Below are 23,455 nucleotides of genomic sequence, written 5' to 3'. Positions count from 1 at the left end.
TGCTTAACGCAGCGGCATTAAGGGCACGATGTGCCCGTTATGACGCGCTGGCGGGGGAGCACTTCCCGCCAGCCAGTCTGGAAAGTCCCGCAGCGGCATCGGCCGCGCATAGAAAAATCCCTGCAGCACAGGTACGCCGTGACGGCGTAAATAGCGCGCCTGCTCCTCTGTCTCAACCCCTTCCGCCACCAGTTCGATATTCAGCCGCTGGCCCAGCGCAATGATCATGTCCGTCACCGTTGAATTCACGGCATCGGTGCCGATGGCGGTCGTAAAAGACTGGTCAATCTTCAGGACGTCCGGGTGCAGCTTTTCAAGCCAGGAGAGGGAGCTGTTCCCGGTGCCGAAATCGTCGATAGCAAGCTTCACGCCTTTGCGATGCAGTTCGCGCACGATGCGATAATCCGCGTCCAGCAGCGCATCCCGTTCCGTGAGTTCAATTACCAGCTGTTGGCGCGGACAGGCGCTGAACCAGAGACGGTTCAGATCCTGTATCAATACTGCGTGGCGGAAATGGCTGGCGGCGACGTTAATGCCGATGTGAAAACCGGGGCTGGACGGGAAGTAGCCTATCTGGCGCACCGTTTCGGCGATGACGTAGCGGGTCAGGGGGACAATCTGGTTATGTTCTTCTGCCAGAGGGATAAACACCTCCGGGGTGATCCAACCCTGACGGGGGTTATTCCAGCGCAGCAGGATCTCCACGCCAGTGCACGCCTGGGTGCGGGCATTCACCAGCGGCTGGCAGAAAAGCTCAAATTCCCGCGCCGCAATGCCCATATCGATCTCCCACGTAAAGCTCATCCGGTTTGCCGTCGCCAGCCAGGCGAGATAGCCCAGCAGCAGGCTGAGCATCAGTCCCAGCGGCAGCTGGGCGGGCAGGCTTTTTAAGGCTAACTCTCCGGGGCCAGGTCCGCCGACCGTAATCGTGAAAGGATTTTGGGTTGAAGACTGCTGGAAAAGGGTACTCTCCTCATCAAACGTCAGGCTGTCGGTGACGCGTTGACCGTAGCGTAAAAAGCGATTGCCGACTGTCAGCACCACGTCATTGATGAGCGGACGCTGGGGCTCAAGGATCATTCTGGCGATCAGGTCGATATTGATAATCTCGACGACGCCATTTTCACCGTCCTGAGAGACGGGATACCACTGGATCAAAACAGGGCTGCCCTTAAGCAGCCACTGGTCGGTCGATAAAACCAGCTTCGCCGTGCTGGCAGGGAGCTCCTGAAGGACGTCACGCACAGGCTCGCTGCGGCTACCGAAAATACTCGAACAGTACAGGATACCGTCTTCGATCAGAGCAATGGAGCGTACCGTCTGCAAAATGGCTGCCTGCTGCCGCAGTGCCAGTTGCACCTGCAGGCAGGGCTGCCCCACCAGCGGCTGCAGCACGTTGCGGTGGTTTTCCAGGGAAAGCAGAACGTTATCAAGGGCGCGAACGGTATGGCTGGTAAAATCGAGGATCCGCTGTTGGTTAACGTTGCGCTGGGAGATAAAGCGAATGCCTAGCGTCAGGATGAGCGTGAGGAGCGCAACCGTCACGCAGACGATAACGCGTTTTCGGCGATAATTTTTAATGATCGTTTGTGCAGTTTGCATGAACGGTCGCCTGGTAAGCCACCAGCCACAAAAGCCGGACGCAACAGTGAAAGTGTAGTGGGGAAAGCAGAAGGAGACGAGGAAGAAGAGGGAAATTCGCCCATCCGTTGCAGATGGGCGAAAGGCAGTATTAGTCGCACTGCACCTTAATGGCCAGGCCACCACGGGACGTCTCGCGGTATTTCGCGTTCATGTCTTTGCCCGTTTCGTACATGGTTTCAATCACCTTATCCAGCGATACGCGAGGTTCGCTGGTACGGCGCATCGCCATACGAGAGGCGTTGATGGCTTTCACCGAGGCAATCGCGTTACGCTCAATGCACGGCACCTGCACCTGGCCCGCGACCGGATCGCAGGTCAGACCGAGGTTATGTTCCATACCGATTTCAGCCGCCACGCAGACCTGCTCAGGGCTTGCACCCAACAGCTCTGCCAGACCCGCCGCCGCCATGGAGCAGGCCACGCCGACTTCACCCTGACAGCCCACTTCCGCACCGGAGATAGAGGCATTCATCTTGTACAGCGCGCCGATGGCACCTGCCGCCAGGAAGTAACGGATATAGATGTCCGGCGTCACGGGCTCAATAAAGTGGTCGTAATACGCCAGCACCGCAGGAACAATGCCGCACGCGCCGTTGGTTGGCGCCGTCACGACGCGGCCCCCGGCGGCGTTCTCTTCGTTAACCGCAAGCGCAAACATATTCACCCAGTCGACCACGTTCATCGGGTCGTTGGAGAATTTGTCCGTGGTTACCAGCATACGGCGCAGAGCAGAGGCACGACGCGGCACGCGCAGTGGACCCGGCAGAACGCCTTCGGTGTTCATCCCGCGATCGATACAGGCGCGCATGGTTTGCCAGACGTTGGCAAAATAGTCTTCAATCTCTTGTTTGCTGTGCAGGGCCAGTTCGTTCTGCATCACCATGCCGGAGAGGGAAAGACCGGTCTGTTTGCAGTAGCCCAGCATCTCGGTCGCCGATTTGAACGGGTACGGCACGCTGACGTCGCCGACGCTGTCTTTGCCAAAATGCTCTTCATCCACGATGAAACCACCGCCGATGGAGTAGTACGTTTTGCTGTAGATCTCTTTTTCACCGCTGTAAGCGTGAATGGTCATGCCGTTTTCATGCAGCGGCAGGTTGTCGCTGCGAAAACGCATGCCGTCATCCTGCGGGAAATCGACTTCCTGCTGGCCGTTTGCCAGCAGCAGGCGGCCGCGTGTTTCCACGTCGCGGATGAATGCCGGAATGGCATCAATATCAACGGTATCCGGCATATTGCCTGCCAGACCCATAATAATGGCGATATCGGTGTGGTGGCCTTTACCCGTTAATGACAGCGAGCCGTAAACATCCACGGCGACACGGGTAACGCTTTCCAGTAATCCTTTTTCGACCAGATCATCGACGAACTGTTTACCGGCCTTCATCGGGCCAACAGTATGGGAAGACGAAGGGCCAATTCCCACTTTGAACATGTCGAATATACTAATCACTTTCACACTCCTGACAGGGTTACCGGGGTTCCAGTAACGATGTTATAACTGCGCATAGTGTAAGAGGGAACACCGACCTCGGCTTAACTATTCACATGAATTAAACTAATGGTTAACGATGGGTTTTGCTAATAGCGCGACGCAGATCGCAAACCTGGCAGAAGAGGGCGGAATGTAAAGTATAGTCAAGGTTTCAGGCCGATCTGCAGCGCCAGTTCACGAATGATGCCCGCCGTCATGCCCCAGACAAAATAATGCTGATACCAGGACAACCAGACCCGATGGTCATGCCCACGACGCTGAATATCCAGCGGGTGGTAACGACTCAGTCGAAGGGCTTCATCCAGCGGCATTTCAAACACCGCAGAGACTTCATCAACGCTGGCGTGATACTGCAGACCCGGCGGGATAATGCCCACCACCGGCGTGACCTGGAAACCGGTAACGCTGTCGACGGGCGGCAGCACGCCGATGATCTCAACGGCCTCCGGCGGAATGGCCACCTCTTCCTGCGCTTCGCGCAGCGCGGCGGCAATCAGCGAGGCGTCGGAGCTGTCTACAGCGCCCCCCGGAAAAGCGACCTGACCGGCATGCTTACGTAAATGGGCGGAACGCTGGGTGAGCAGCAGGCCCGGCTTCGCGCGACGCACGACCGGGATCAGCACGGCCGCCTGACGCTGATTCAGCGCTTCGCGATTGACCTGCGGTCTTAGTAGCTGAAAACGCGATAAAAAGTCATCCAGCGTCAGGTTCTCTTTTTCCACCCGTGATTACTCCAGTAGTTTCAGGATACGGTTAACTTTATCAAAGGTTTCCTGATATTCCGCATCGACCTCACTATCGGCAACAATCCCGCCCCCGGCCGAACAGTAAAGGTTTCCGTTGCAGGCGGTCAGCGTGCGGATGGTAATGCTGGTATCCAGCGTGCCGCACAGGCTGATATAGCCGATGCTGCCGCACCAGGCATTGCGCCGGTGGGGCTCCAGTTCATCAATGATCTCCATTGCCCGCACCTTCGGCGCACCGGTGATGGAGCCGCCCGGGAACGCGGCGCGCAGCAGGTCGCAGGCCGTGCGCGAGTCTGGCAACTGTGCGGTAATGGTGCTGACCAGATGATGCACCGCAGGGAAAGGCTCAACGACAAATAGTTCCGGCACGCGGACGCTGCCCGGCACGGCCACCCGGCCAATGTCGTTACGCATCAGATCGACAATCATCAGGTTTTCGGCGCGGTCTTTTGGCGAGGCGGCCAGCTTTTCCGCCTGCTGACGGTCGGCGTCGGGATCGGCAAGACGCGGCAAGGTGCCTTTAATCGGGCGGGTTTGAATGGTCCCCTCCGCCAGATGAATAAAGCGTTCGGGCGACAGGCTGAGGATCGCCCCCTGGTCCAGACGAACAAACGCGCTAAACGGTGCCTTGTTGCTGGCATTTAGGCGGGTAAACGCCTGCCATTCATCTCCCCGATAGGTCGCCTGGAAGCGCTGAGCGAGGTTAACCTGGTAGCAGTCGCCGCTTTGCAGATACGCCTGAACGCGCGCGAATTTTTCGGCATATTCCGCAGCGCTCATGTTGGAGCGCCAGCCGGAGGTCAGCGTGAACGTCTCTGCGGGTGCAGCCTGTTGCGCCTCAAGCCAGTCCAGACGCGCCTGGACGTCACGATGGCTCAGCAGGGAAACCGTTTTTTTGAGGTGATCGACGATTAACGCCCAGTCATACAGCCCCACGGCCATATCTGGCAGGGAAATATCAGCCTGCGCACGCTCGGGCAGCGTTTCAAAACGGCGGCCCAAATCATAGCCAAACAGGCCCAGCGCGCCTCCCTGAAAGGGAAGGTCCGGGTTTGGCGTAGCGGATAAGCCCAGCGCGTTAATATCGTGCTGAAGCTGCGCCAGCGGATCGTCCGTCAGCGACAGGTCATCGGTTGTCAGCGTCTTCAGCGGATCGGCGACCAGAATATCAAAGCGGCTGTAGGGATGGTCCGCATGGCCGGAGTGCAGCAGCATCGCAAACGGAAGATGGCTCAGGCGGGCAAACCAGTATTCAGCGGCGTCTGTCCGCCAGGGCAGGGTAATAACAGTGGGGAAGCGCATGTTCATGTGTGGCATACTACCGGGCAGCGTGAAATAATTAGCGCGAATAATTTAGCAGGAGTTGACGATGTTTGCAGGTTTACCTTCTCTGAGCCATGAACAGCAGCAGAAAGCGGTTGAGCGAATTCAGGAACTGATGTCCCAGGGGATGAGCAGCGGACAGGCGATTTCCCAGGTGGCGGAAGAACTGCGCGCCACGCATACCGGCGAGCGGATCGTGGCGCGTTTCGAGGATGAAGATGAAGAGTGATCGGGCTTAAACCGCCGCGATAATCTTAATCTCAACCTTGTATTCCGGCTTCATCAGCGTGGCCTGTACGGTGCAGCGTACAGGCGCGTGACCCGCCACCACCCACGCATCCCAGGCTTTGTTCATTGCCGCGAAGTCATCTTTGTTCGCCAGGAAAATCGTCGCATCCAGAATGCGGGATTTGTCGCTGCCCTGTTTTTCCAGCACCGCGTCAATCTGCGCCAGGGTATTGGCCGTCTGCTCGAACGCATCCGCGTCAAGGTTCGCCGGGACGCCGGTGTAGTAGAGCGTCTGGTTGTGGATCACCACATCAGACCAGCGGGCTTCGGCATCAATGCGCACAATTGTCATAAACGTTTCCTCGTTATTTTTCGTCGTCAGGCGGCAAGACTGCCATATTGTTCTCGTGTCGTCACTATTTGGGGTGGCACAGGAGAGGATGGGCTGACATAATCCCTGTGCAAAAATACAGTGAGAGAGCACCGTGGCAGACGATTTTTCCCCTGAAGGTCAATTAGCGCAGGCTATCCCCGGCTTCAAACCCCGTGAGCCACAGCGACAGATGGCGCATGCCGTTGCACGCGCCATCGATAAGGCTCAGCCGCTGGTGGTCGAAGCGGGTACCGGCACGGGTAAAACCTATGCTTACCTTGCGCCAGCGCTGCGGGCGAAAAAAAAGGTGATTATCTCGACCGGTTCGAAAGCGCTGCAGGACCAGCTCTACAGCCGCGATTTGCCCACGGTGGCAAAGGCGCTGAAATACAAAGGCCGTCTGGCCCTGCTGAAGGGGCGCTCCAACTATCTCTGCCTGGAACGCCTTGAGCAGCAGGCGCTGGCGGGCGGCGACCTGCCGGTGCAAACCCTGAGCGACGTCATTATCCTTCGCGCCTGGGCGAACCAGACCGAAGAGGGCGATATCAGCACCTGCGCGAGCGTGCCGGAAGACTCTCCCGCCTGGCCGCTGGTGACCAGCACTAACGACAACTGCCTCGGCAGCGACTGCCCGCTGTATAAAGACTGCTTCGTGGTGAAAGCGCGCAAAACGGCGATGGATGCGGATGTGGTGGTGGTGAACCACCATCTGTTCCTCGCGGATATGGTGGTTAAGGACAGCGGCTTTGGTGAGCTGATCCCGGAGGCGGACGTGATGATCTTCGACGAAGCCCACCAGCTGCCGGATATCGCCAGCCAGTATTTCGGCCAGTCGCTCTCCAGCCGCCAGCTGCAGGATCTGGCGAAAGATTTCACCATTGCGTACCGGACCGAACTCAAAGATACCCAGCAGCTGCAGAAGTGCGCCGATCGTCTGGCGCAGAGCGCGCAGGATTTTCGTTTACAGCTTGGCGAGCCTGGCTATCGCGGTAACCTGCGCGAGCTGCTGGCGGACAAAAACATCCAGCGCGCGCTGCTGCTGCTCGATGATGCGCTTGAGCTCTGCTACGACGTGGCGAAACTGTCGCTCGGCCGTTCCGCGCTGCTCGACGCGGCCTTCGAACGCGCCACGCTCTATCGCGGGCGGCTGAAACGGCTGAAAGAGATTAACCAGCCGGGTTACAGCTACTGGTACGAATGCACCTCGCGCCACTTTACCCTGGCGCTCACGCCGCTGACGGTGGCGGATAAATTTAAAGAGGTGATGGCGCAAAAGCCGGGAAGCTGGATCTTCACGTCGGCAACCCTGTCGGTGAATGCCGACCTGCACCACTTCACCGAGCGCCTCGGCATCGAGCAGGCGGAATCGCTGCTTCTGCCCAGCCCGTTCGATTACGAAAAGCAGGCGCTGCTCTGCGTGCCGCGCAATCTGCCGCTGCCGAACCAGCCGGGGGCGGCGCGGCATCTCGCGGCGATGCTGAAGCCGATGATCGAGGCCAATAACGGCCGCTGCTTTATGCTCTGCACCTCCCACGCCATGATGCGCGACCTCGCCGAGCAGTTTCGCGCCACCATGACGCTACCGGTGCTGCTGCAGGGCGAAACCAGCAAAGGCCAGCTGCTGCAGCAGTTCGTTAGCGCCGGTAACGCCCTGCTGGTCGCAACCAGCAGCTTCTGGGAAGGGGTGGACGTGCGCGGCGACACGCTTTCACTGGTGATCATTGATAAGCTGCCGTTTACCTCCCCGGACGATCCGCTGCTGAAGGCGCGGATGGAAGACTGCCGCCTGCGCGGCGGCGATCCGTTTGACGAGGTTCAGCTGCCGGATGCGGTCATTACGCTTAAGCAAGGGGTAGGGCGCTTAATCCGTGACGTCACCGATCGCGGCGTGCTGGTCATCTGCGATAACCGGCTGGTGATGCGTCCTTACGGGGCAACCTTCCTTGCAAGCCTGCCGCCCGCACCGCGGACGCGGGACATAAAACGCGCGGTGCGTTTCCTGGCAAACCCAACGGCGGAGTAATTTACCCCGGAGTGTGCTAAGATGCGCGCCATTTTGTGACTGACCCTTGCGAGAGCGCGACGACTGATGCGAATTCTGGCTATTGATACCGCGACAGAGGCTTGCTCTGTTGCTCTGTTGAACGACGGTGCTGTTTCTGCCCATTTCGAAGAGTGCCCACGGGAACACACCCAACGCATTCTGCCCCTGGTAAAAGCCATTTTAACCCAGGGCAACACCTCCTTAACCGACCTCGACGCGCTGGCCTTTGGCCGCGGCCCCGGCAGCTTTACGGGCGTACGCATCGGGATTGGCATTGCGCAGGGGCTGGCGCTGGGCGCCGAACTGCCGATGATCGGCGTCTCTACCCTCGCCACCATGGCACAGGGCGCATGGCGCATGACCGGGGCAACGCGCGTCCTGGCAGCGATTGATGCCCGCATGGGCGAAGTCTACTGGGCCGAATACACCCGCGACGAGCAGGGCGTGTGGCACGGTGAAGAGACGGAAGCCGTGCTTAAGCCGGAAGCGGTGACGGAACGGCTGAAGCAGCTGTCCGGCGAGTGGGCGACCGTCGGTACGGGCTGGCAGGCGTGGCCTGAGATGGCGAACGGCACCGGGCTGACGCTGGTGGACGGCAACATGCTTCTGCCGGCTGCGGAAGATATGCTTCCGATTGCCAGCCAGCTGCTCGCAGCAGGCAAAACCGTGGCCGTTGAACACGCGGAACCGGTTTATTTGCGAAACACCGTCGCGTGGAAGAAACTTCCGGGCCGCGAGTGAATCTCAGTAACAGGAACTGAGAAAAAGGAGTCGCATCATGGCGGTTCAGACTAAAGTAGTACGCCTTATTATGGCAGGCGCGGTTGCCATAGCACTGAGCGGATGCGTTTCCGTTCCTGATGCGATTAAGGGCAGCAGCCCGACGCCACAGCAGGATCTGGTTCGGGTGATGAATGCACCTGAGCTGTACGTCGGCCAGGAAGCGCGCTTCGGCGGTAAGGTCATCGACGTACAAAACCAGCAGGGCAAAACCCGCCTGGAGATCGCCACCGTTCCGCTGGACAGCGGCGCGCGGCCTGTACTGGGCGAGGCCTCCCGGGGACGTATCTATGCGGACGTCAATGGTTTCCTCGATCCGGTCGATTTCCGCGGACAGCTGGTGACCGTTGTCGGGCCGATTACCGGCGCCGTACAGGGCAAAATCGGCAGCACGCCGTATAAATTTATGACCATGCAGGTCAACGGCTATAAGCGCTGGCGGCTGGCACAGCAGGTGATCATGCCGCCTCAGCCGATCGATCCGTGGATGTGGGGTCCACATCCTTATCGTTACGGCTACCCGGGCTGGGGCTGGTATAACCCGGGGCCTGCACAGGTGCAAACGATCGTAACTGAGTAACTTACTGTTATTGTTAGAAAAGAGACAGCGGCTCAGCCGCTGTCTCTGTTTTTTTACGGATAAAACGAAAAAAAAGAGTGACGCGCTTCGCAACCTTAAATCTGAACAATTAATAAACTGGTACGCTGAGTTAATATAATGTTAACAAACTGTTTATTATCGGGGTTGTGATGACGACGAACACTCATTTCAGAGGTGATGCATTGAAGAAGGTTTGGCTTAACCGTTATCCCGCAGACGTTCCTGCTGAGATCAATCCTGACCGTTATCAATCCCTGGTGGAATTATTTGAACACTCGGTAAGGCGCTACGCGGACCAGCCCGCATTTGTGAATATGGGCGAGGTGATGACGTTCCGTAAGCTGGAGGAGCGCAGCCGGGCGTTTGCGGCGTACCTGCAGGAAGGGCTGGGGCTGCAAAAAGGGGATCGCGTCGCGCTAATGATGCCGAACCTGCTGCAATACCCGGTGGCGCTGTTCGGTATCCTGCGTGCCGGGATGATCGTCGTTAACGTCAACCCGCTGTACACCCCGCGCGAGCTGGAGCATCAGCTTAACGACAGCGGCGCGGTTGCGATTGTCATTGTGTCCAACTTTGCCCATACGCTGGAAAAAGTGGTCGACAAAACCCAGGTGAAACACGTCATCCTGACGCGCATGGGGGACCAGCTCTCCACCGCCAAAGGCACGCTGGTTAACTTTGTCGTCAAATACGTCAAACGTCTGGTGCCAAAATACCATCTGCCGGACGCTATCTCCTTCCGCCGCGCGCTGCATGCGGGCTATCGTATGCAGTATGTTAAGCCGGAAGTGGTCTCAGAAGATCTCGCGTTCCTGCAGTATACCGGCGGTACCACCGGCGTGGCGAAAGGCGCAATGCTGACCCACCGCAACATGCTGGCGAACCTTGAGCAGGTCAATGCAACCTACGGGCCGCTGCTGCATCCCGGCAAAGAGCTGGTCATTACGGCGCTGCCGCTGTACCACATTTTCGCACTGACCATGAACTGCCTGCTGTTTATTGAGCTCGGCGGTCAAAACGTGCTGATTACTAACCCGCGTGATATACCGGGGCTGGTGAAAGAGCTGGCAAAATACCCGTTCACCGCTATGACCGGGGTAAATACCCTGTTTAACGCGCTGCTTAATAACAAAGAGTTCCAGCAGCTGGACTTCTCCACGCTCCATCTCTCTGCGGGCGGCGGCATGCCGGTTCAGCAGGCGGTGGCCGAGCGGTGGGTGAAGCTTACCGGCCAGTATCTGCTGGAGGGCTATGGCCTGACGGAGTGCGCGCCGCTGGTCAGCGTTAACCCGCATGACATCGACTACCACAGCGGAAGCATTGGACTGCCCGTTCCTTCCACTGAAGCGAAACTGGTCGATGATAACGATAACGAAGTTGCGCCGGGTGAGCCGGGGGAGCTGTGCGTCAAAGGTCCACAGGTCATGCTGGGTTACTGGCAGCGTCCCGATGCGACCGACGAAATCATCAAAGACGGCTGGCTGCATACCGGTGACATCGCGGTGATGGATGACGAGGGCTTCCTGCGCATTGTCGATCGCAAGAAAGATATGATCCTGGTCTCCGGCTTCAACGTCTATCCGAATGAGATCGAAGACGTGGTCATGCAGCACAGCGGCGTACTCGAAGTGGCAGCGGTCGGCGTGCCTTCCGGCAGCAGCGGTGAAGCAGTGAAGATATTTGTGGTCAAGAAGGATCCTTCTCTCACCGAGGAAGCGCTGATAACGTTTTGTCGTCGTCAGCTGACGGGCTATAAAGTGCCGAAGCTGGTGGAATTCCGCGACGAGCTGCCGAAATCCAACGTCGGGAAGATATTACGACGAGAATTACGTGACGAAGCCCGTGCCAAAGTAGACAATAAGGCCTGAGCTTCACGTTAATCGTCCAGACGCCGGTTAAGCCGGCGTTTTTTATGGGCGCAAACAAAAGAGAATCCGATTTGAATTACCAGATGATCACGACCAACGACGAGCTGGCTTCGCTGTGCGAAGTGACGCGCGACTTTCCTGCCATTGCCCTGGATACCGAGTTTGTCCGTACCCGGACGTACTATCCGCAGCTGGGGTTGATTCAGATGTACGACGGTAAACACGTGTCGCTGATCGACCCTCTCGGCATTACCGACTGGACGCCGATGCGCGATCTGCTGCTCGATACCGCCGTCACGAAATACCTGCACGCAGGCAGTGAAGATCTGGAAGTCTTTCTGAACACCTTTGGCATCATGCCTCAGCCGCTGATTGATACGCAGATCCTTGCGGCGTTCAGCGGGCGACCGCTCTCCTGGGGCTTTGCCGCCATGGTGGAGGAGTATACGGGCCTGACGCTGGATAAAAGCGAATCCCGTACCGACTGGCTGGCCCGTCCGCTTACCGCGCGCCAGCTGGAGTATGCGGCGGCTGACGTGTTTTACCTGCTGCCGATCGCCGGACAGCTGATGCAAGAAGCCGAGGCATCCGGCTGGCTGTCCGCCGCGCTGGACGAGTGCCGTATGACCCAGCTGCGTCGTCAGGAAGTGGTGGATCCGAAAGAGGCCTGGCGCGACATCAGCAACGCCTGGCAGCTGCGTACGCGTCAGCTGGCGTGCCTGCAGCTGCTGGCAGACTGGCGCTTGCGTAAAGCGCGCGAGCGCGATCTGGCCGTTAACTTTGTGGTTCGCGAAGAGCATCTCTGGGCGGTTGCGCGCTATATGCCGGGCAGCCTCGGCGAGCTGGACAGCATTGGGCTTTCGGGCAGCGAAATCCGTTTCCACGGCAAAACCCTGCTGGCGCTGGTCGCAAAAGCGCAGGCGTTGCCGGAAGAGGCGCTGCCGGAACCGCTGCTGAACCTGATGGACATGCCGGGCTATCGCAAAGCGTTTAAGGACATCAAAGCGCTGGTGCAGACGGTGGCTACGGAAAGCAAGCTGAGCGCGGAACTGCTCGCTTCACGCCGTCAGATTAACCAGCTGCTTAACTGGCACTGGAAGCTGAAGCCGCAGAATGGCTTGCCGGAAATGATGGCGGGATGGCGCGGGGAATTGATGGCCGATCGCCTGAATACGCTGCTGGAAGGTTATCCGCGATAAAAATATGCCGGGTGATAAACCCGGCATATTCCCCCGGTGGCGCTGCGCTTACCGGGGCGACGAAATCACAAACCTACGGACGCGACTCTTCCGCTTCCGGGAGCGTCACGTTCAGCTCCAGAATCGAAATATCCCCGTCTTTTTGTTCCAGCTGCACCGTCACCATCTCCGGGTCAATCTGCACGTACTTACAGATCACTTCCAGGATGTCCTTGCGCAGCTGCGGCAGGTAGTGAGGCTCGGCGTCGCTACGACGACGCTCCGCAACGATAATTTGCAGACGTTCTTTTGCGATGTTGGCGGTGTTCTTTTTCCGCGAGAGAAAAAAGTCCAGTAATGCCATAACTTATCCTCCGAACAGGCGTTTGAGGAAACCTTTCTTCTCTTCTTCTATGAAGCGGAAAGGACGTTCTTCTCCCAGCAGACGGTCAACGGTATCGGCGTAAGCTTTACCTGCATCTGCCATTGTATCAAGGATCACTGGCTCGCCCTGGTTAGAGGCGCGTAACACGGACTGATCTTCCGGGATAACGCCCACCAGCTTAATGCGCAGGATCTCCAGCACGTCTTCCATGCTCAGCATGTCACCTTTGTTCACGCGGCCCGGGTTGTAGCGGGTGAGCAGCAGGTGTTCTTTAATCGGGTCTTCGCCATTTTCCGCACGACGGGATTTAGAGGCGAGGATCCCGAGAATGCGGTCTGAGTCACGCACGGATGAAACTTCAGGGTTGGTGGTGATGATTGCTTCATCAGCGAAGTAGAGCGCCATCAGGGCACCGGTTTCGATACCGGCAGGGGAGTCACAGACGATGAAGTCGAACTCCATTTTTTTCAGCTCGTCGAGCACCTTTTCTACCCCTTCACGGGTCAGGGCGTCTTTGTCACGCGTCTGAGAAGCCGGGAGAATGTAGAGGTTCTCGGTGCGCTTGTCTTTAATCAGCGCCTGGTTCAGCGTGGCATCGCCCTGAATGACGTTCACAAAGTCATACACGACGCGACGCTCACATCCCATGATGAGGTCGAGGTTACGCAGGCCGATATCGAAGTCGATAACGACGGTTTTCTTTCCCTTCTGGGCCAAACCAGTAGCGATGGCCGCGCTGGAGGTGGTCTTGCCAACGCCTCCTTTACCCGAAGTAACAACAATAATGCGTGCCATAGAAATTCCTTGTTAAAAAGGGATCAATTCAACGGTTGAACGGTCAACGCGTCGTCTGCCAGAAGCAGGCGAGCCGCTTTGCCATAAAATTCGGCTGGGATCTTGTCGCTCAGCCAATATTCACCTGCGATGGACACCAGTTCCGCCGTCAGGTGAGTACAAAATATTTGCGCGTCCCGATCGCCACTTGCACCTGCGAGCGCACGTCCACGCATCATACCGTAAACGTGAATATTGCCATCTGCAATCAGCTCAGCGCCAGCACTGACGTGGCTTGTAACAATCAGATCACAGTTTGGTGCATAAATGCGCTGACCGGAACGAACCGGCACATCAATCATTCGCGTTTTTGTGATGTTTGTAACGTTTTGCGCCGCAGGAGGGGGCGTTTCGACGGCAACGGGTGCCGCACGCGGGGCTTTTTCTTTGCCTTCATTCAGAAGCGGCAGCCCCGCACGGTCAATTTCCGCTTTCAGTTCAGTATCTTTGCAGCCGCTGATGCCGACAATACGCAGTCCGGTCGAGGAGACGGCCTGCTGGAGACGTTTCCAGTTAACCGGCGCTTCAAGACCGCTGACGTTGATAACAACAGGGGCGTGCTTCAGGAAGGCGGGAGCCTGGGCGATTTTGTCTTCTAACGCCTGACGAATAACCTCGGGTTTTGCATCATGCAAATGTACCACTGATAAGGTGAAGCTACTGCCTTTAAGCTCGATGGGCGTGTTTGACATCCTGGCCTTACTCAATTTGCTATTAACCGCAACCATTCGCTGCGATATTCCGAAGAGTATCAGGCATGTTATAGTCAGGAGTATATTGAGGCAAGCAACCACCCATTAATTCAGAGTAAAAACATGTTTTGTGTGATCTACAGAAGTACAACCCGTGACCAGACCTATCTTTATGTCGAAAAGAAAGACGATTTTTCACGCGTGCCTGAAGAATTAATGAAGAGCTTTGGCCGACCGCAGATGGCGATGCTGCTGCCGCTGGATGGTCGCAAGAAACTGGTGAATGCCGATCTGGAGAAAGTGAAAACGGCATTAGCCGAGCAGGGCTATTATTTACAGCTTCCGCCGCCACCCGAGAATTTATTAAAACAGCATCTTGAGGCGAACGGTAAAAAATAGTCTCAACTGTTTTTGAGCACAACACATCAACCGTTTAGGGGTCGACCATGTATCAACATCATAACTGGCAAGGTGCATTACTGGATTATCCCGTCAGCAAAGTGGTTTGCGTGGGCAGCAACTATGCAAAACATATTCAGGAGATGGGCAGTGCGACGCCAGAAGAGCCGGTTCTGTTCATTAAGCCTGAAACGGCGCTTTGCGATATTCGCCAGCCGCTGGCCCTGCCGCAGGGGCTCGGCTCGGTACACCACGAAGTGGAACTCGCCGTGCTGATCGGCGCAACGCTGCGTCAGGCCTCCGAAGAGCATGTGCAAAAAGCGATCGCCGGATACGGCGTGGCGCTGGATCTGACGCTACGCGACGTGCAGGGTAAAATGAAGAAAGCGGGGCAGCCGTGGGAAAAAGCCAAAGGGTTTGATAATTCCTGCCCGATTTCGGCGTTTGTGCCGGTGAGCGAATTTACCGGTAATCCGCAGGACACGCCGCTCAGCCTGAAGGTTAACGGTGAAATCCGCCAGCAGGGCACCACGGCAGACATGATCCATAAGATTGTGCCGCTGATCGCCTACATGAGCCGCTTCTTTACCCTCAAGCCGGGTGATGTGATCCTGACAGGCACGCCGGAAGGCGTTGGTCCGCTCGCGAGCGGTGATGAACTTGAAGTTGGTTTTAACGGCCTGTCGCTGAAAACCCGCGTGCTGTAACCTCCTCTTGCCGCCTGAAAAGGGCGGCAAAACTTGCAACGACGTGCCAGACTCGTTATAAGGTGCGCTTTCTTCTGACGTGTGGACATCCTGATGAACGACATCCCTTTCTGGCAAAGCAAAACTCTCGACGACATGACCGACGCGGAATGGGAATCCTTATGCGACGGCTGTGGTCAGTGCTGCCTGCACAAGCTGATGGATGAAGACACGGACGAAATCTACTTCACCAACGTGGCCTGCAAGCAGCTGAACATCAAAACCTGCCAGTGCCGCAACTACGAGCGCCGCTTCGAGTTCGAGCCAGACTGCATTAAATTAACCCGTGAGAATCTGCCCACCTTTGAATGGCTGCCGCATACCTGCGCGTATCGCCTGCTGGCGGAGGGGAAAGGTCTGCCTGACTGGCACCCCCTGCTGACCGGTTCAAAAGCGGCGATGCACGGCGAACGTATCTCCGTGCGCCACATTGCGGTAAAAGAGTCCGAGGTGCGGGACTGGGAAGATCACATCATGAACCACCCGACCCGTTGAGATTAAAAAACCCGCCAAAGCGGGTTTTTTATTGTGCGCTGTTGTGTCTGGTGGCGCTGCGCTTACCCGACCTACAAAACCGTAGGCCCGCGCAAGCGAAGCGCCGCCGGGCGAATTAGCGCCCGAACAAATCGCGTTTCTTCGGTTTGAACGGCTGAGCGATCAACACCAGCAGCGCCACGATGAAGTAGGCGGCAAAAATGCCCACCAGCCACTGCGGCATCTCCAACGTCAGGAATTCCCACTGGCGAACGGAGCAGTCACCGGAGGCAACGAACACCTGCGGCAGCCATTTGTCCAGCGGCAGCCAGCTCGGGAAGCGGGCGGCAAAATCGCAGGTCATAAACGGTGACGGATGCAGCTGCATCATCGTGTGCTGCCAGGAGAGTTCAATGCCTTTCCAGGCGCTGTAGAGCCAGATTGCGATCCCGGCATAGCGAAGCGGCGACTTCGGCGCAATCGCGCCGACCAGGCCAGCCCCCATAATGCCGAACAGCGCGCAGCGTTCGTAAATACAGAGCACGCAAGGTTTGAGTCCCATTACGTGCTGGAACCACAGCGCGACCATTTCCAGCGCAAAGGCGGTCAGGGCCATTAGCAACCACGCTCCGCGACCGCGGGAGCACTGGTTTAAAAATCTCAACATAATCATTTCCCTGGAACATGCTTAGAAAGCGCAGTGTAAACGAATTCGTTTTTCGCGCCACCTGTACCTGGCGAAATAAAACGTAATTGGATGTTTATCGTGCGAAAAGGCAAACGGGCAGCAAACTGCCCGAGTTGCAGTGTTTACTGCGCCGCAAGTATACCCGCTTGTATCAACCATTGCGTACAGGGAATAAGGGTAATTTTGACGCAAAGCAATCCCACGATCGTAAGCACCAGCGTATAGGGCAGGGCCATCCAGACCATTCTTCCATAAGAAAGACGTATGAGTGGCGCAAGAGCGGAGGTCAGCAGGAACAGGAAGGCGGCCTGGCCATTGGGTGTCGCCACCGACGGCAGGTTGGTACCGGTGTTGATCGCCACGGCCAGCAGTTCAAACTGTCCGGCGCTGATCACGCCTTGCTCCATCGCGGTCTTAGCCTCGTTAATGTAAACCGTCCCGACAAAGACGTTATCAGAGATCGACGAGAGCAGGCCGTTAAACAGGTAAAACAGCGACAGCTGAGCATCCGGTGATGCCCGTAAGACAAAGGCAATAATCGGCGCGAACAGGTGCTGGTCGATTATCACCGCCACGACCGCAAAGAACACCGCCAGCAGGGCGGTAAACGGCAGCGCTTCGGTAAAGGCTTTGCCGATGGCATGCTCATCCGTCACGCCGGTAAAGGTAGTGGCGAGAATAATCACGGACAGACCAATCAGCCCCACTTCAGCAAGATGGAACGCCAGCGCGGCGATAAGCCAGACGCCGATGATCCCCTGTGCAATCAGGCGCAGCGTCTCCTGGCGCGTCCGCTGGCGTCGGCTCTGCAGATCGAATTTATGCAGTTCCTGACGTACCGGCTCCGGGAGTTGTGCCCCGTAACCAAAGAGGCGAAACTTCTCCACCAGCAAACAGGTCGCCAGACCGCAGATCAGCACCGGCACGCTCACCGGGGCCATTCTCAGGAAGAAATCACCGAAGTGCCAGCCCGCCGCTTTCGCAATGATCAGGTTTTGCGGCTCGCCCACCATCGTCATCACGCCCCCCAGGGCGGTACCCACCCCGGCATGCATCATCAGGCTGCGCAGGAAGGCGCGAAACTGCTCAAGTACCTCACGGTTATGCGCATCGACATGGCTGTCATCCTGCAGATCCTCACCGGGACGAGAGGAGGCCACGCGGTGATAAATACCGTAAAACCCCACCGCGACGCTTATCACCACCGCGACGACCGTCAGCGCGTCCAGGAAGGCTGACAGGAAGGCCGCCGCAAGGCAAAACGCCAGCGAGAGAACCATTTTCGACGGAATGCTGAGCAGCAGGCGCGTAAAGATAAACAGCAGCAGCTGTTTCATAAAGTAGATGCCCGCCACCATAAACATCAGCAGCAGAAGCACTTCAAGATTTGAAGCCAGCTCTGCTTTGACATGCTCGGCAGAAGTCATCCCAATCACTACCGCTTCAAACGCCAGCAATCCGCCCGGCAACAGGGGATAACATTTCAGCGCCATCGCCAGGGTGAAGATAAACTCCGCGACCAGCAGCCACCCGGCAACGAACGGGTTCACGTAAAAGAGGAGAGGGTTAACGACCAGGAACACCAGCAGTATCAGTTTGTACCAGTCAGGAGACTGGCCTAAAAAATTGCGCCACAGGGCGCGCCCAAAAGAAATTTCCACGACAGACGTCCTTCCCCGTCAAGTAAGACAAAACATCAGTATACGCAAAATTCACGGTCCAGACGCGGATAAGACCGCATTGTAAATTTCATAAAAATGAAACGGCGATCCCTCTTTTCTCTCTTTGCCGCGCTACCTGCCACTGCACGCCTCTGGTATGATGAGTCCAATTTGCAAAAGCTGTGTAATGGAAATCTCACTATGGTCATTAAGGCGCAGAGCCCGGCGGGTTTCGCGGAAGAGTACATCATTGAAAGCATCTGGAATAATCGTTTCCCTGCGGGGTCCATTCTTCCGGCTGAACGCGAACTCTCTGAACTGATTGGCGTCACTCGCACCACGCTGCGTGAAGTGCTTCAGCGACTGGCGCGCGATGGCTGGTTGACGATCCAGCACGGCAAGCCAACAAAAGTGAACAACTTCTGGGAAACCTCCGGGCTGAACATTCTTGAAACGCTGGCGCGTCTCGATCATGAAAGCGTGCCGCAGCTCATTGATAATCTGCTCTCCGTTCGCACCAACATCGCGACGATCTTTATTCGTACGGCTTTCCGTCAGCATCCGGAAGATGCGCTTGCGGTGCTGGCCAGTGCCAACGAGGTGGAAGATCACGCCGACGCGTTCGCCACCCTCGATTACAACGTCTTCCGTGGCCTGGCGTTTGCCTCCGGCAACCCGGTGTATGGTCTGATCCTCAACGGCATGAAAGGGCTCTACACCCGCATTGGCCGTCACTACTTTGCCAATCCCGAAGCCCGCAGCCTGGCGCTGGGCTTTTACCATAAGCTGAGCAAGCTGTGCTCCGAAGGTCTGCACGATCAGGTGTATGAGACAGTGCGCCGCTACGGTCACGATTCCGGTGAAATCTGGCACCGTATGCAGAAAACGCTGCCGGGTGATTTGGCGATTCAGAGCCGCTGAAATAAAAAACCTCTCGTGTGAGAGGTTTTTTTTCGCCCGGTGGCGCTTCGCTTACCGGGCCTACAAAACCCGTAGGCCGGGTAAGGCGTAGCCGCCACCCGGCAAAAAACTACAGCGTATTCAACCGCGCCGGGCAGCGTTCAAGCAGCTCGACGCTCCCGTCTTCATTCTGCTGCTCCAGCTGAACATCAAAGCCCCACAGGCGATGCACGTGCTTCAGCACCTCTTTACGCCCTTTATCCAGCGGCGCGCGATTGTGGGGGATATAGCGCAGCGTCAGGGAGCGGTCACCGCGTAAATCCACGTTCCAGACCTGGATATTTGGTTCAAGGTTGCTCAGGTTGTACTGGGAAGAGAGGCGAGAGCGGATCTCACGGTAACCCTCCTCGTTGTGGATTGCGGAGATCTCCAGATAGTTGTTGCGGTCGTCGTCCAGCACGGTGAAGAAGCGGAAATCACGCATGATCTTCGGCGACATAAACTGGCTGATGAAGCTCTCATCCTTAAAGTCGCGCATCGCAAAGTGCAGCGTTTCCAGCCAGTCAGATCCGGCGATATCCGGGAACCAGTACTTGTCTTCTTCCGTCGGCGACTGACAGATACGCTTAATGTCCTGGAACATGGCGAAGCCAAGCGCGTACGGGTTAATCCCGCTGTACCACGGGCTGTTATAGGGCGGCTGGAACACCACGTTGGTATGGCTGTGGAGGAACTCCATCATGAACCGCTCGGTGACTTTCCCCTCGTCGTACAGGTGGTTGAGAATGGTGTAGTGCCAGAAGGTCGCCCAGCCTTCGTTCATCACCTGAGTCTGTTTTTGCGGGTAGAAATACTGGCTCACCTTGCGCACGATGCGCAGGATCTCACGCTGCCACGGCTCCAGCAGCGGGGCGTTCTTCTCCATAAAATAGAGCAGGTTTTCCTGTGGCTCGGACGGATAACGCCGCGCTTCGGCGATCGTTTTTTCTTCCTCACGCTTCGGCAGGGTGCGCCACAGCATGTTCACCTGGCTTTGCAGATACTCTTCGCGGCTTTTCTGCCGGGCCTTCTCCTCCTGCAGGGAGATTTTCTGCGGACGTTTGTAGCGGTCAACGCCGTAGTTCATCAGCGCGTGACAGGAGTCGAGCAGTTTTTCCACTTCGTCCACGCCGTAGCGCTCTTCGCAGTCGGTAATGTATTTACGGGCGAAGATCAGGTAATCGACGATGGAGCTGGCATCCGTCCAGCTGCGGAACAGGTAGTTATTCTTGAAAAAGGAGTTGTGCCCGTAGCAGGCGTGCGCCATCACCAGCGCCTGCATGGTAATGGTGTTCTCTTCCATTAAATAGGCGATACACGGATTGGAGTTGATGACGATTTCATACGCCAGACCCTGCTGGCCGTGCTTATACAGCCGCTCCGTTTCAATAAATTTCTTACCAAACGACCAGTGCGGATAGTTGATCGGCATCCCGACGCTGGAGTAGGCGTCCATCATCTGTTCGGACGTAATGACTTCAATCTGATGGGGATAGGTATCCAGGCGATACAGTTTTGCGACCCGGTCGATCTCGGCGAGGTAAACATCCAGCAGCTCGAAGGTCCAGTCGGGTCCATCGCTCAGACGTGTGTTGTCCTTGTTCAGGGAATCAATAGTAGCCATTAGCGCGCCCTCGTTGTGGGTGCTCTCTCTGTCTGGAGAGCCTCCTTTCAAGCATAGATCAACGTGTTAAAAAGCGTGCTGGGGCAGAAATTTTTTCTTTGCGATTTCGCGTTTTTGATACGGCAAAAAAAGGGCGTCCCTCAGCATATTATGCTGGTTAAAAATAACGCGCAGCAGGAGATCCCAAATTAGCACTATCCCCTGATGCTGGGGGATGTGTGAGGTAAGTCACCATAAAAAAGTCGTATGTTGAATAATATTTTCAACTAGGTTATCAATCTGTAATTAGAAGATTGTTCTTTTGCACATAATGGAGTGGCTATGCGTGTTGTCATACTGGGAAGTGGTGTCGTTGGGGTAACCAGCGCCTGGTATTTAAGTCAGGCGGGACATGACGTCACCGTTATCGATCGTGAGTCAGGCCCCGCGCTGGAAACCAGCGCGGCGAACGCCGGGCAAATCTCTCCCGGCTATGCGGCACCGTGGGCAGCGCCGGGCGTTCCGCTGAAAGCGATTAAATGGATGTTCCAGCGCCACGCGCCGCTGGCCATCAGCCTTGACGGCACGCAGTTCCAGCTGAAATGGATGTGGCAGATGCTGCGCAACTGCGACACACGCCACTACATGGAGAACAAAGGGCGCATGGTGCGCCTGGCGGAATACAGCCGCGACTGTCTGAAAGCGCTGCGCGCCTCAACCGGGATTGAGTACGAAGGCCGTCAGGGCGGAACGCTCCAACTGTTCCGCACCGAACAACAGTATGAAAACGCCACCCGCGATATCGCCGTGCTGGAAGATGCTGGCGTACCGTATCAGCTGCTGGAAGCCAGCCAGCTTGGTCAGGTTGAACCTGCGCTGTCGGAAGTGGCGCATAAGCTGACGGGCGGCCTGCGCCTGCCGAATGACGAAACCGGCGACTGCCAGCTCTTTACGCAGCGTCTGGCGCAGATGTGCGAGCAGGCAGGGGTGAAATTCCGGTACAACACCTCTGTCGACAAGCTGCTGTCGGAAGGGGAAAAAATTTACGGCGTGAAGTGTGGCGAAGAGGTGATCAAAGCGGATGCCTACGTCATGGCGTTTGGTTCGTACTCCACCGCCATGCTGAAAGGCATTCTCGACATTCCGGTCTACCCGCTAAAAGGCTACTCGCTGACCATTCCGGTAAAAGAGGAGAGCGGCGCACCGGTTTCTACCATTCTGGATGAAACCTACAAAATTGCCATTACCCGCTTCGATAACCGCATCCGCGTAGGCGGCATGGCGGAGATCGTCGGCTTCAACACCGAACTGCTGAAACCGCGTCGTGAAACGCTGGAGATGGTGGTAGGGGACCTCTTCCCGCGCGGTGGCTTTGTCGAGCAGGCGACCTTCTGGACCGGCCTGCGTCCGATGACGCCGGACGGCACGCCGATTGTGGGGCGCACGCCGTTCAAAAACCTGTGGACCAATACCGGACACGGTACGCTTGGCTGGACGATGGCCTGCGGCTCCGGACAGCTGCTGAGCGACCTGATTTCCGGACGCACGCCGGCCATTCCGTTTGACGATCTCAGTGTCGCGCGCTATCAATCGGGGTTTACGCCGTCGCGTCCACAGCACCTGCACGGCGCACATAACTAAGGAGTTGTCATGTCCCGTCCTGTTCTGGCTCAGCTGAACCTGAAGGCCCTGAAGGATAACCTGCAGATTGTTCGCCGGGCGGCACCTGGCGCACGGGTGTGGTCGGTGGTGAAAGCGAATGCCTACGGCCACGGCATTGACCGTATCTGGAGCGCGCTGAGCGCCACCGATGGCTTTGCGTTACTCAATCTTGAAGAGGCCATTCTGCTGCGCGAGCGCGGCTGGAAAGGGCCCATACTGCTGCTGGAGGGCTTCTTCCACGCCGACGATCTGCCGCTGCTGGATAAGTACCGGCTGACCACCAGCGTTCACAGCAACTGGCAGATCAAAGCGATTCAGGATGCGAAGCTCCACGCGCCGCTGGATATCTATCTCAAGGTCAACAGCGGCATGAACCGCCTGGGCTTCCAGCCTGAGCGGGTGCATACGGTCTGGCAGCAGCTGCGCGCCCTGAAGAACGTGGGTGAAATGACGCTGATGGCGCACTTTGCCGACGCGGAAAAACCGGACGGTATCGCCGATGCCATGGTCCGCATCGAGCAGGCCGCAGAAGGGCTGGACTGCCCGCGCTCGCTGTCCAACTCGGCGGCCACGCTGTGGCATCCCGAGGCGCATTACAACTGGGTGCGTCCGGGGATCGTTCTGTACGGCGCGTCGCCCTCGGGCCAGTGGCAGGATATCGCCAACAGCGGCCTGAAGCCGGTTATGACCCTGCGCAGCGAAATCATTGGTGTGCAGACCCTGAAAGCTGGCGACACGGTGGGCTACGGTAGCCGCTATCGGGCAAAGGGCGAGCAGCGGATTGGTATCGTGGCGGGCGGCTATGCCGACGGCTACCCGCGCATTGCACCGACCGGTACGCCTGTGTGGGTCGATGGGGTCCGCACGGGAACGGTAGGCACCGTTTCTATGGATATGCTGGCCGTTGACCTGACGCCCTGCCCGCAGGCGGGTATCGGTTCGCCGGTCGAGCTGTGGGGTAACGAAATCAAAATTGATGACGTGGCTGCCGCGGCGGGCACGGTAGGGTATGAACTGATGTGTGCCCTGGCACCGAGGGTGCCGGTTGTGACGGTGTAACGAATGTTCGCCGGGTGGCGCTAACGCGTACCC

At 57.2% G+C, this 23,455-nt stretch carries 23 protein-coding genes; 12 read left to right on the top strand and 11 right to left on the bottom strand.

Going from position 1 to position 23,455, the window contains the following annotated elements; all coding sequences use genetic code 11:
- Positions 1-3: 3 nt before the first annotated feature.
- From ACOTXI_RS04670 to pabB, 4 genes are all read right to left on the bottom strand, one after another.
- Positions 4-1,602 (bottom strand): EAL domain-containing protein, encoded by a 1,599-nt coding sequence (locus tag ACOTXI_RS04670; protein ID WP_047748794.1) that lies wholly within the window; start codon positions 1,600-1,602, stop codon positions 4-6.
- A gap of 130 nt (positions 1,603-1,732) precedes the next feature.
- Positions 1,733-3,097: an L-serine ammonia-lyase gene (gene sdaA / locus ACOTXI_RS04665; protein ID WP_008500494.1), complete on the bottom strand. Its 1,365-nt coding sequence runs from the start codon at positions 3,095-3,097 to the stop codon at positions 1,733-1,735.
- A gap of 185 nt (positions 3,098-3,282) precedes the next feature.
- Entirely contained in the window at positions 3,283-3,861 is a 579-nt protein-coding gene (locus tag ACOTXI_RS04660) for a CoA pyrophosphatase (RefSeq protein ID WP_008500495.1), read from the bottom strand.
- 6 nt (positions 3,862-3,867) lie between these two features.
- Entirely contained in the window at positions 3,868-5,193 is a 1,326-nt protein-coding gene (pabB, locus tag ACOTXI_RS04655) for an aminodeoxychorismate synthase component 1 (RefSeq protein WP_032622792.1), read from the bottom strand.
- A 61-nt stretch (positions 5,194-5,254) separates the two neighbouring features.
- Here pabB and ACOTXI_RS04650 point away from each other — a divergent pair, with 61 nt between their 5' ends.
- Entirely contained in the window at positions 5,255-5,437 is a 183-nt protein-coding gene (locus ACOTXI_RS04650) for a YoaH family protein (protein ID WP_008500497.1), read from the top strand.
- A gap of 6 nt (positions 5,438-5,443) precedes the next feature.
- Here the strand turns inward: ACOTXI_RS04650 and ACOTXI_RS04645 are convergent, their stop codons facing one another.
- Complete coding sequence (locus tag ACOTXI_RS04645) at positions 5,444-5,788, bottom strand: RidA family protein (protein WP_008500498.1); 345 nt, start codon at positions 5,786-5,788, stop codon at positions 5,444-5,446.
- Between the two features lie 133 nt (positions 5,789-5,921).
- On the opposite strand from ACOTXI_RS04645, the gene ACOTXI_RS04640 reads away from it, so the two are divergent.
- The 5 genes from ACOTXI_RS04640 to rnd all read left to right on the top strand — a co-directional run bounded on the left by ACOTXI_RS04640 (position 5,922) and on the right by rnd (position 12,301).
- Positions 5,922-7,832, top strand: a complete 1,911-nt coding sequence (locus tag ACOTXI_RS04640) for an ATP-dependent DNA helicase (RefSeq protein ID WP_008500499.1) — start codon at positions 5,922-5,924, stop codon at positions 7,830-7,832.
- 66 nt (positions 7,833-7,898) lie between these two features.
- Positions 7,899-8,594: a tRNA (adenosine(37)-N6)-threonylcarbamoyltransferase complex dimerization subunit type 1 TsaB gene (gene tsaB / locus ACOTXI_RS04635; RefSeq protein WP_008500500.1), complete on the top strand. Its 696-nt coding sequence runs from the start codon at positions 7,899-7,901 to the stop codon at positions 8,592-8,594.
- Positions 8,595-8,631: 37 nt separating this feature from the next.
- Positions 8,632-9,213 (top strand): Slp family lipoprotein, encoded by a 582-nt coding sequence (locus tag ACOTXI_RS04630; protein ID WP_023344403.1) that lies wholly within the window; start codon positions 8,632-8,634, stop codon positions 9,211-9,213.
- A gap of 203 nt (positions 9,214-9,416) precedes the next feature.
- Positions 9,417-11,102, top strand: coding sequence for a long-chain-fatty-acid--CoA ligase FadD (gene fadD, locus ACOTXI_RS04625; protein WP_014884268.1), 1,686 nt, complete (start codon positions 9,417-9,419; stop codon positions 11,100-11,102).
- A gap of 83 nt (positions 11,103-11,185) precedes the next feature.
- Entirely contained in the window at positions 11,186-12,301 is a 1,116-nt protein-coding gene (gene rnd / locus ACOTXI_RS04620; RefSeq protein ID WP_123260982.1) for a ribonuclease D, read from the top strand.
- A 73-nt stretch (positions 12,302-12,374) separates the two neighbouring features.
- On the opposite strand, the gene minE is transcribed toward rnd, so the two are convergent.
- Genes minE through minC form a run of 3 tightly spaced genes read right to left on the bottom strand, consistent with a single transcriptional unit; the run spans position 12,375 to position 14,191 of the window.
- Positions 12,375-12,644, bottom strand: a complete 270-nt coding sequence (gene minE / locus ACOTXI_RS04615; protein WP_008500504.1) for a cell division topological specificity factor MinE — start codon at positions 12,642-12,644, stop codon at positions 12,375-12,377.
- 3 nt (positions 12,645-12,647) lie between these two features.
- Positions 12,648-13,460, bottom strand: a complete 813-nt coding sequence (gene minD, locus ACOTXI_RS04610) for a septum site-determining protein MinD (RefSeq protein ID WP_008500505.1) — start codon at positions 13,458-13,460, stop codon at positions 12,648-12,650.
- 23 nt (positions 13,461-13,483) lie between these two features.
- Positions 13,484-14,191 carry a septum site-determining protein MinC gene (gene minC, locus ACOTXI_RS04605; protein ID WP_008500506.1) on the bottom strand — a complete coding sequence of 236 codons (708 nt, stop codon included), beginning with the start codon at positions 14,189-14,191 and terminating at the stop codon, positions 13,484-13,486.
- A gap of 123 nt (positions 14,192-14,314) precedes the next feature.
- Here minC and ACOTXI_RS04600 point away from each other — a divergent pair, with 123 nt between their 5' ends.
- From ACOTXI_RS04600 to ACOTXI_RS04590, 3 genes are all read left to right on the top strand, one after another.
- Positions 14,315-14,590, top strand: coding sequence for a YcgL domain-containing protein (locus tag ACOTXI_RS04600; protein WP_008500507.1), 276 nt, complete (start codon positions 14,315-14,317; stop codon positions 14,588-14,590).
- Positions 14,591-14,637: 47 nt separating this feature from the next.
- Complete coding sequence (locus tag ACOTXI_RS04595; protein WP_008500508.1) at positions 14,638-15,297, top strand: fumarylacetoacetate hydrolase family protein; 660 nt, start codon at positions 14,638-14,640, stop codon at positions 15,295-15,297.
- Positions 15,298-15,390: 93 nt separating this feature from the next.
- A complete protein-coding gene (locus ACOTXI_RS04590; protein WP_008500509.1) occupies positions 15,391-15,831 on the top strand; it encodes a YcgN family cysteine cluster protein in 441 nt (146 codons plus the stop codon).
- 115 nt (positions 15,832-15,946) lie between these two features.
- Here ACOTXI_RS04590 and dsbB read toward each other — a convergent pair whose 3' ends face one another.
- A complete protein-coding gene (gene dsbB, locus ACOTXI_RS04585) occupies positions 15,947-16,477 on the bottom strand; it encodes a disulfide bond formation protein DsbB (protein WP_021240406.1) in 531 nt (176 codons plus the stop codon).
- 143 nt (positions 16,478-16,620) lie between these two features.
- Complete coding sequence (nhaB, locus tag ACOTXI_RS04580; protein WP_023293930.1) at positions 16,621-18,159, bottom strand: Na(+)/H(+) antiporter NhaB; 1,539 nt, start codon at positions 18,157-18,159, stop codon at positions 16,621-16,623.
- 201 nt (positions 18,160-18,360) lie between these two features.
- Here nhaB and fadR point away from each other — a divergent pair, with 201 nt between their 5' ends.
- Entirely contained in the window at positions 18,361-19,080 is a 720-nt protein-coding gene (gene fadR / locus ACOTXI_RS04575; protein WP_008500512.1) for a fatty acid metabolism transcriptional regulator FadR, read from the top strand.
- A 109-nt stretch (positions 19,081-19,189) separates the two neighbouring features.
- Here the strand turns inward: fadR and ACOTXI_RS04570 are convergent, their stop codons facing one another.
- Positions 19,190-20,722, bottom strand: coding sequence for a SpoVR family protein (locus ACOTXI_RS04570; RefSeq protein ID WP_023293929.1), 1,533 nt, complete (start codon positions 20,720-20,722; stop codon positions 19,190-19,192).
- A gap of 321 nt (positions 20,723-21,043) precedes the next feature.
- On the opposite strand from ACOTXI_RS04570, the gene ACOTXI_RS04565 reads away from it, so the two are divergent.
- Complete coding sequence (locus ACOTXI_RS04565; protein ID WP_058653376.1) at positions 21,044-22,342, top strand: D-amino acid dehydrogenase; 1,299 nt, start codon at positions 21,044-21,046, stop codon at positions 22,340-22,342.
- Positions 22,343-22,351: 9 nt separating this feature from the next.
- The gene (gene dadX, locus ACOTXI_RS04560) at positions 22,352-23,422 is read left to right on the top strand and encodes a catabolic alanine racemase DadX (protein WP_058653374.1); all 1,071 of its coding nucleotides are present in this window, start codon (positions 22,352-22,354) and stop codon (positions 23,420-23,422) included.
- The last annotated feature ends 33 nt before the right edge of the window (positions 23,423-23,455 follow it).

The sequence above is a fragment of the Enterobacter cloacae complex sp. BZL2005 genome (genome assembly GCF_049238885.1).
Classification (GTDB): Bacteria; Pseudomonadota; Gammaproteobacteria; order Enterobacterales; family Enterobacteriaceae; genus Enterobacter; species Enterobacter roggenkampii.
The sequence above is the reverse complement of the archived record's forward strand: the minus strand, read 5'-3'. Positions and strand labels throughout refer to the sequence as shown.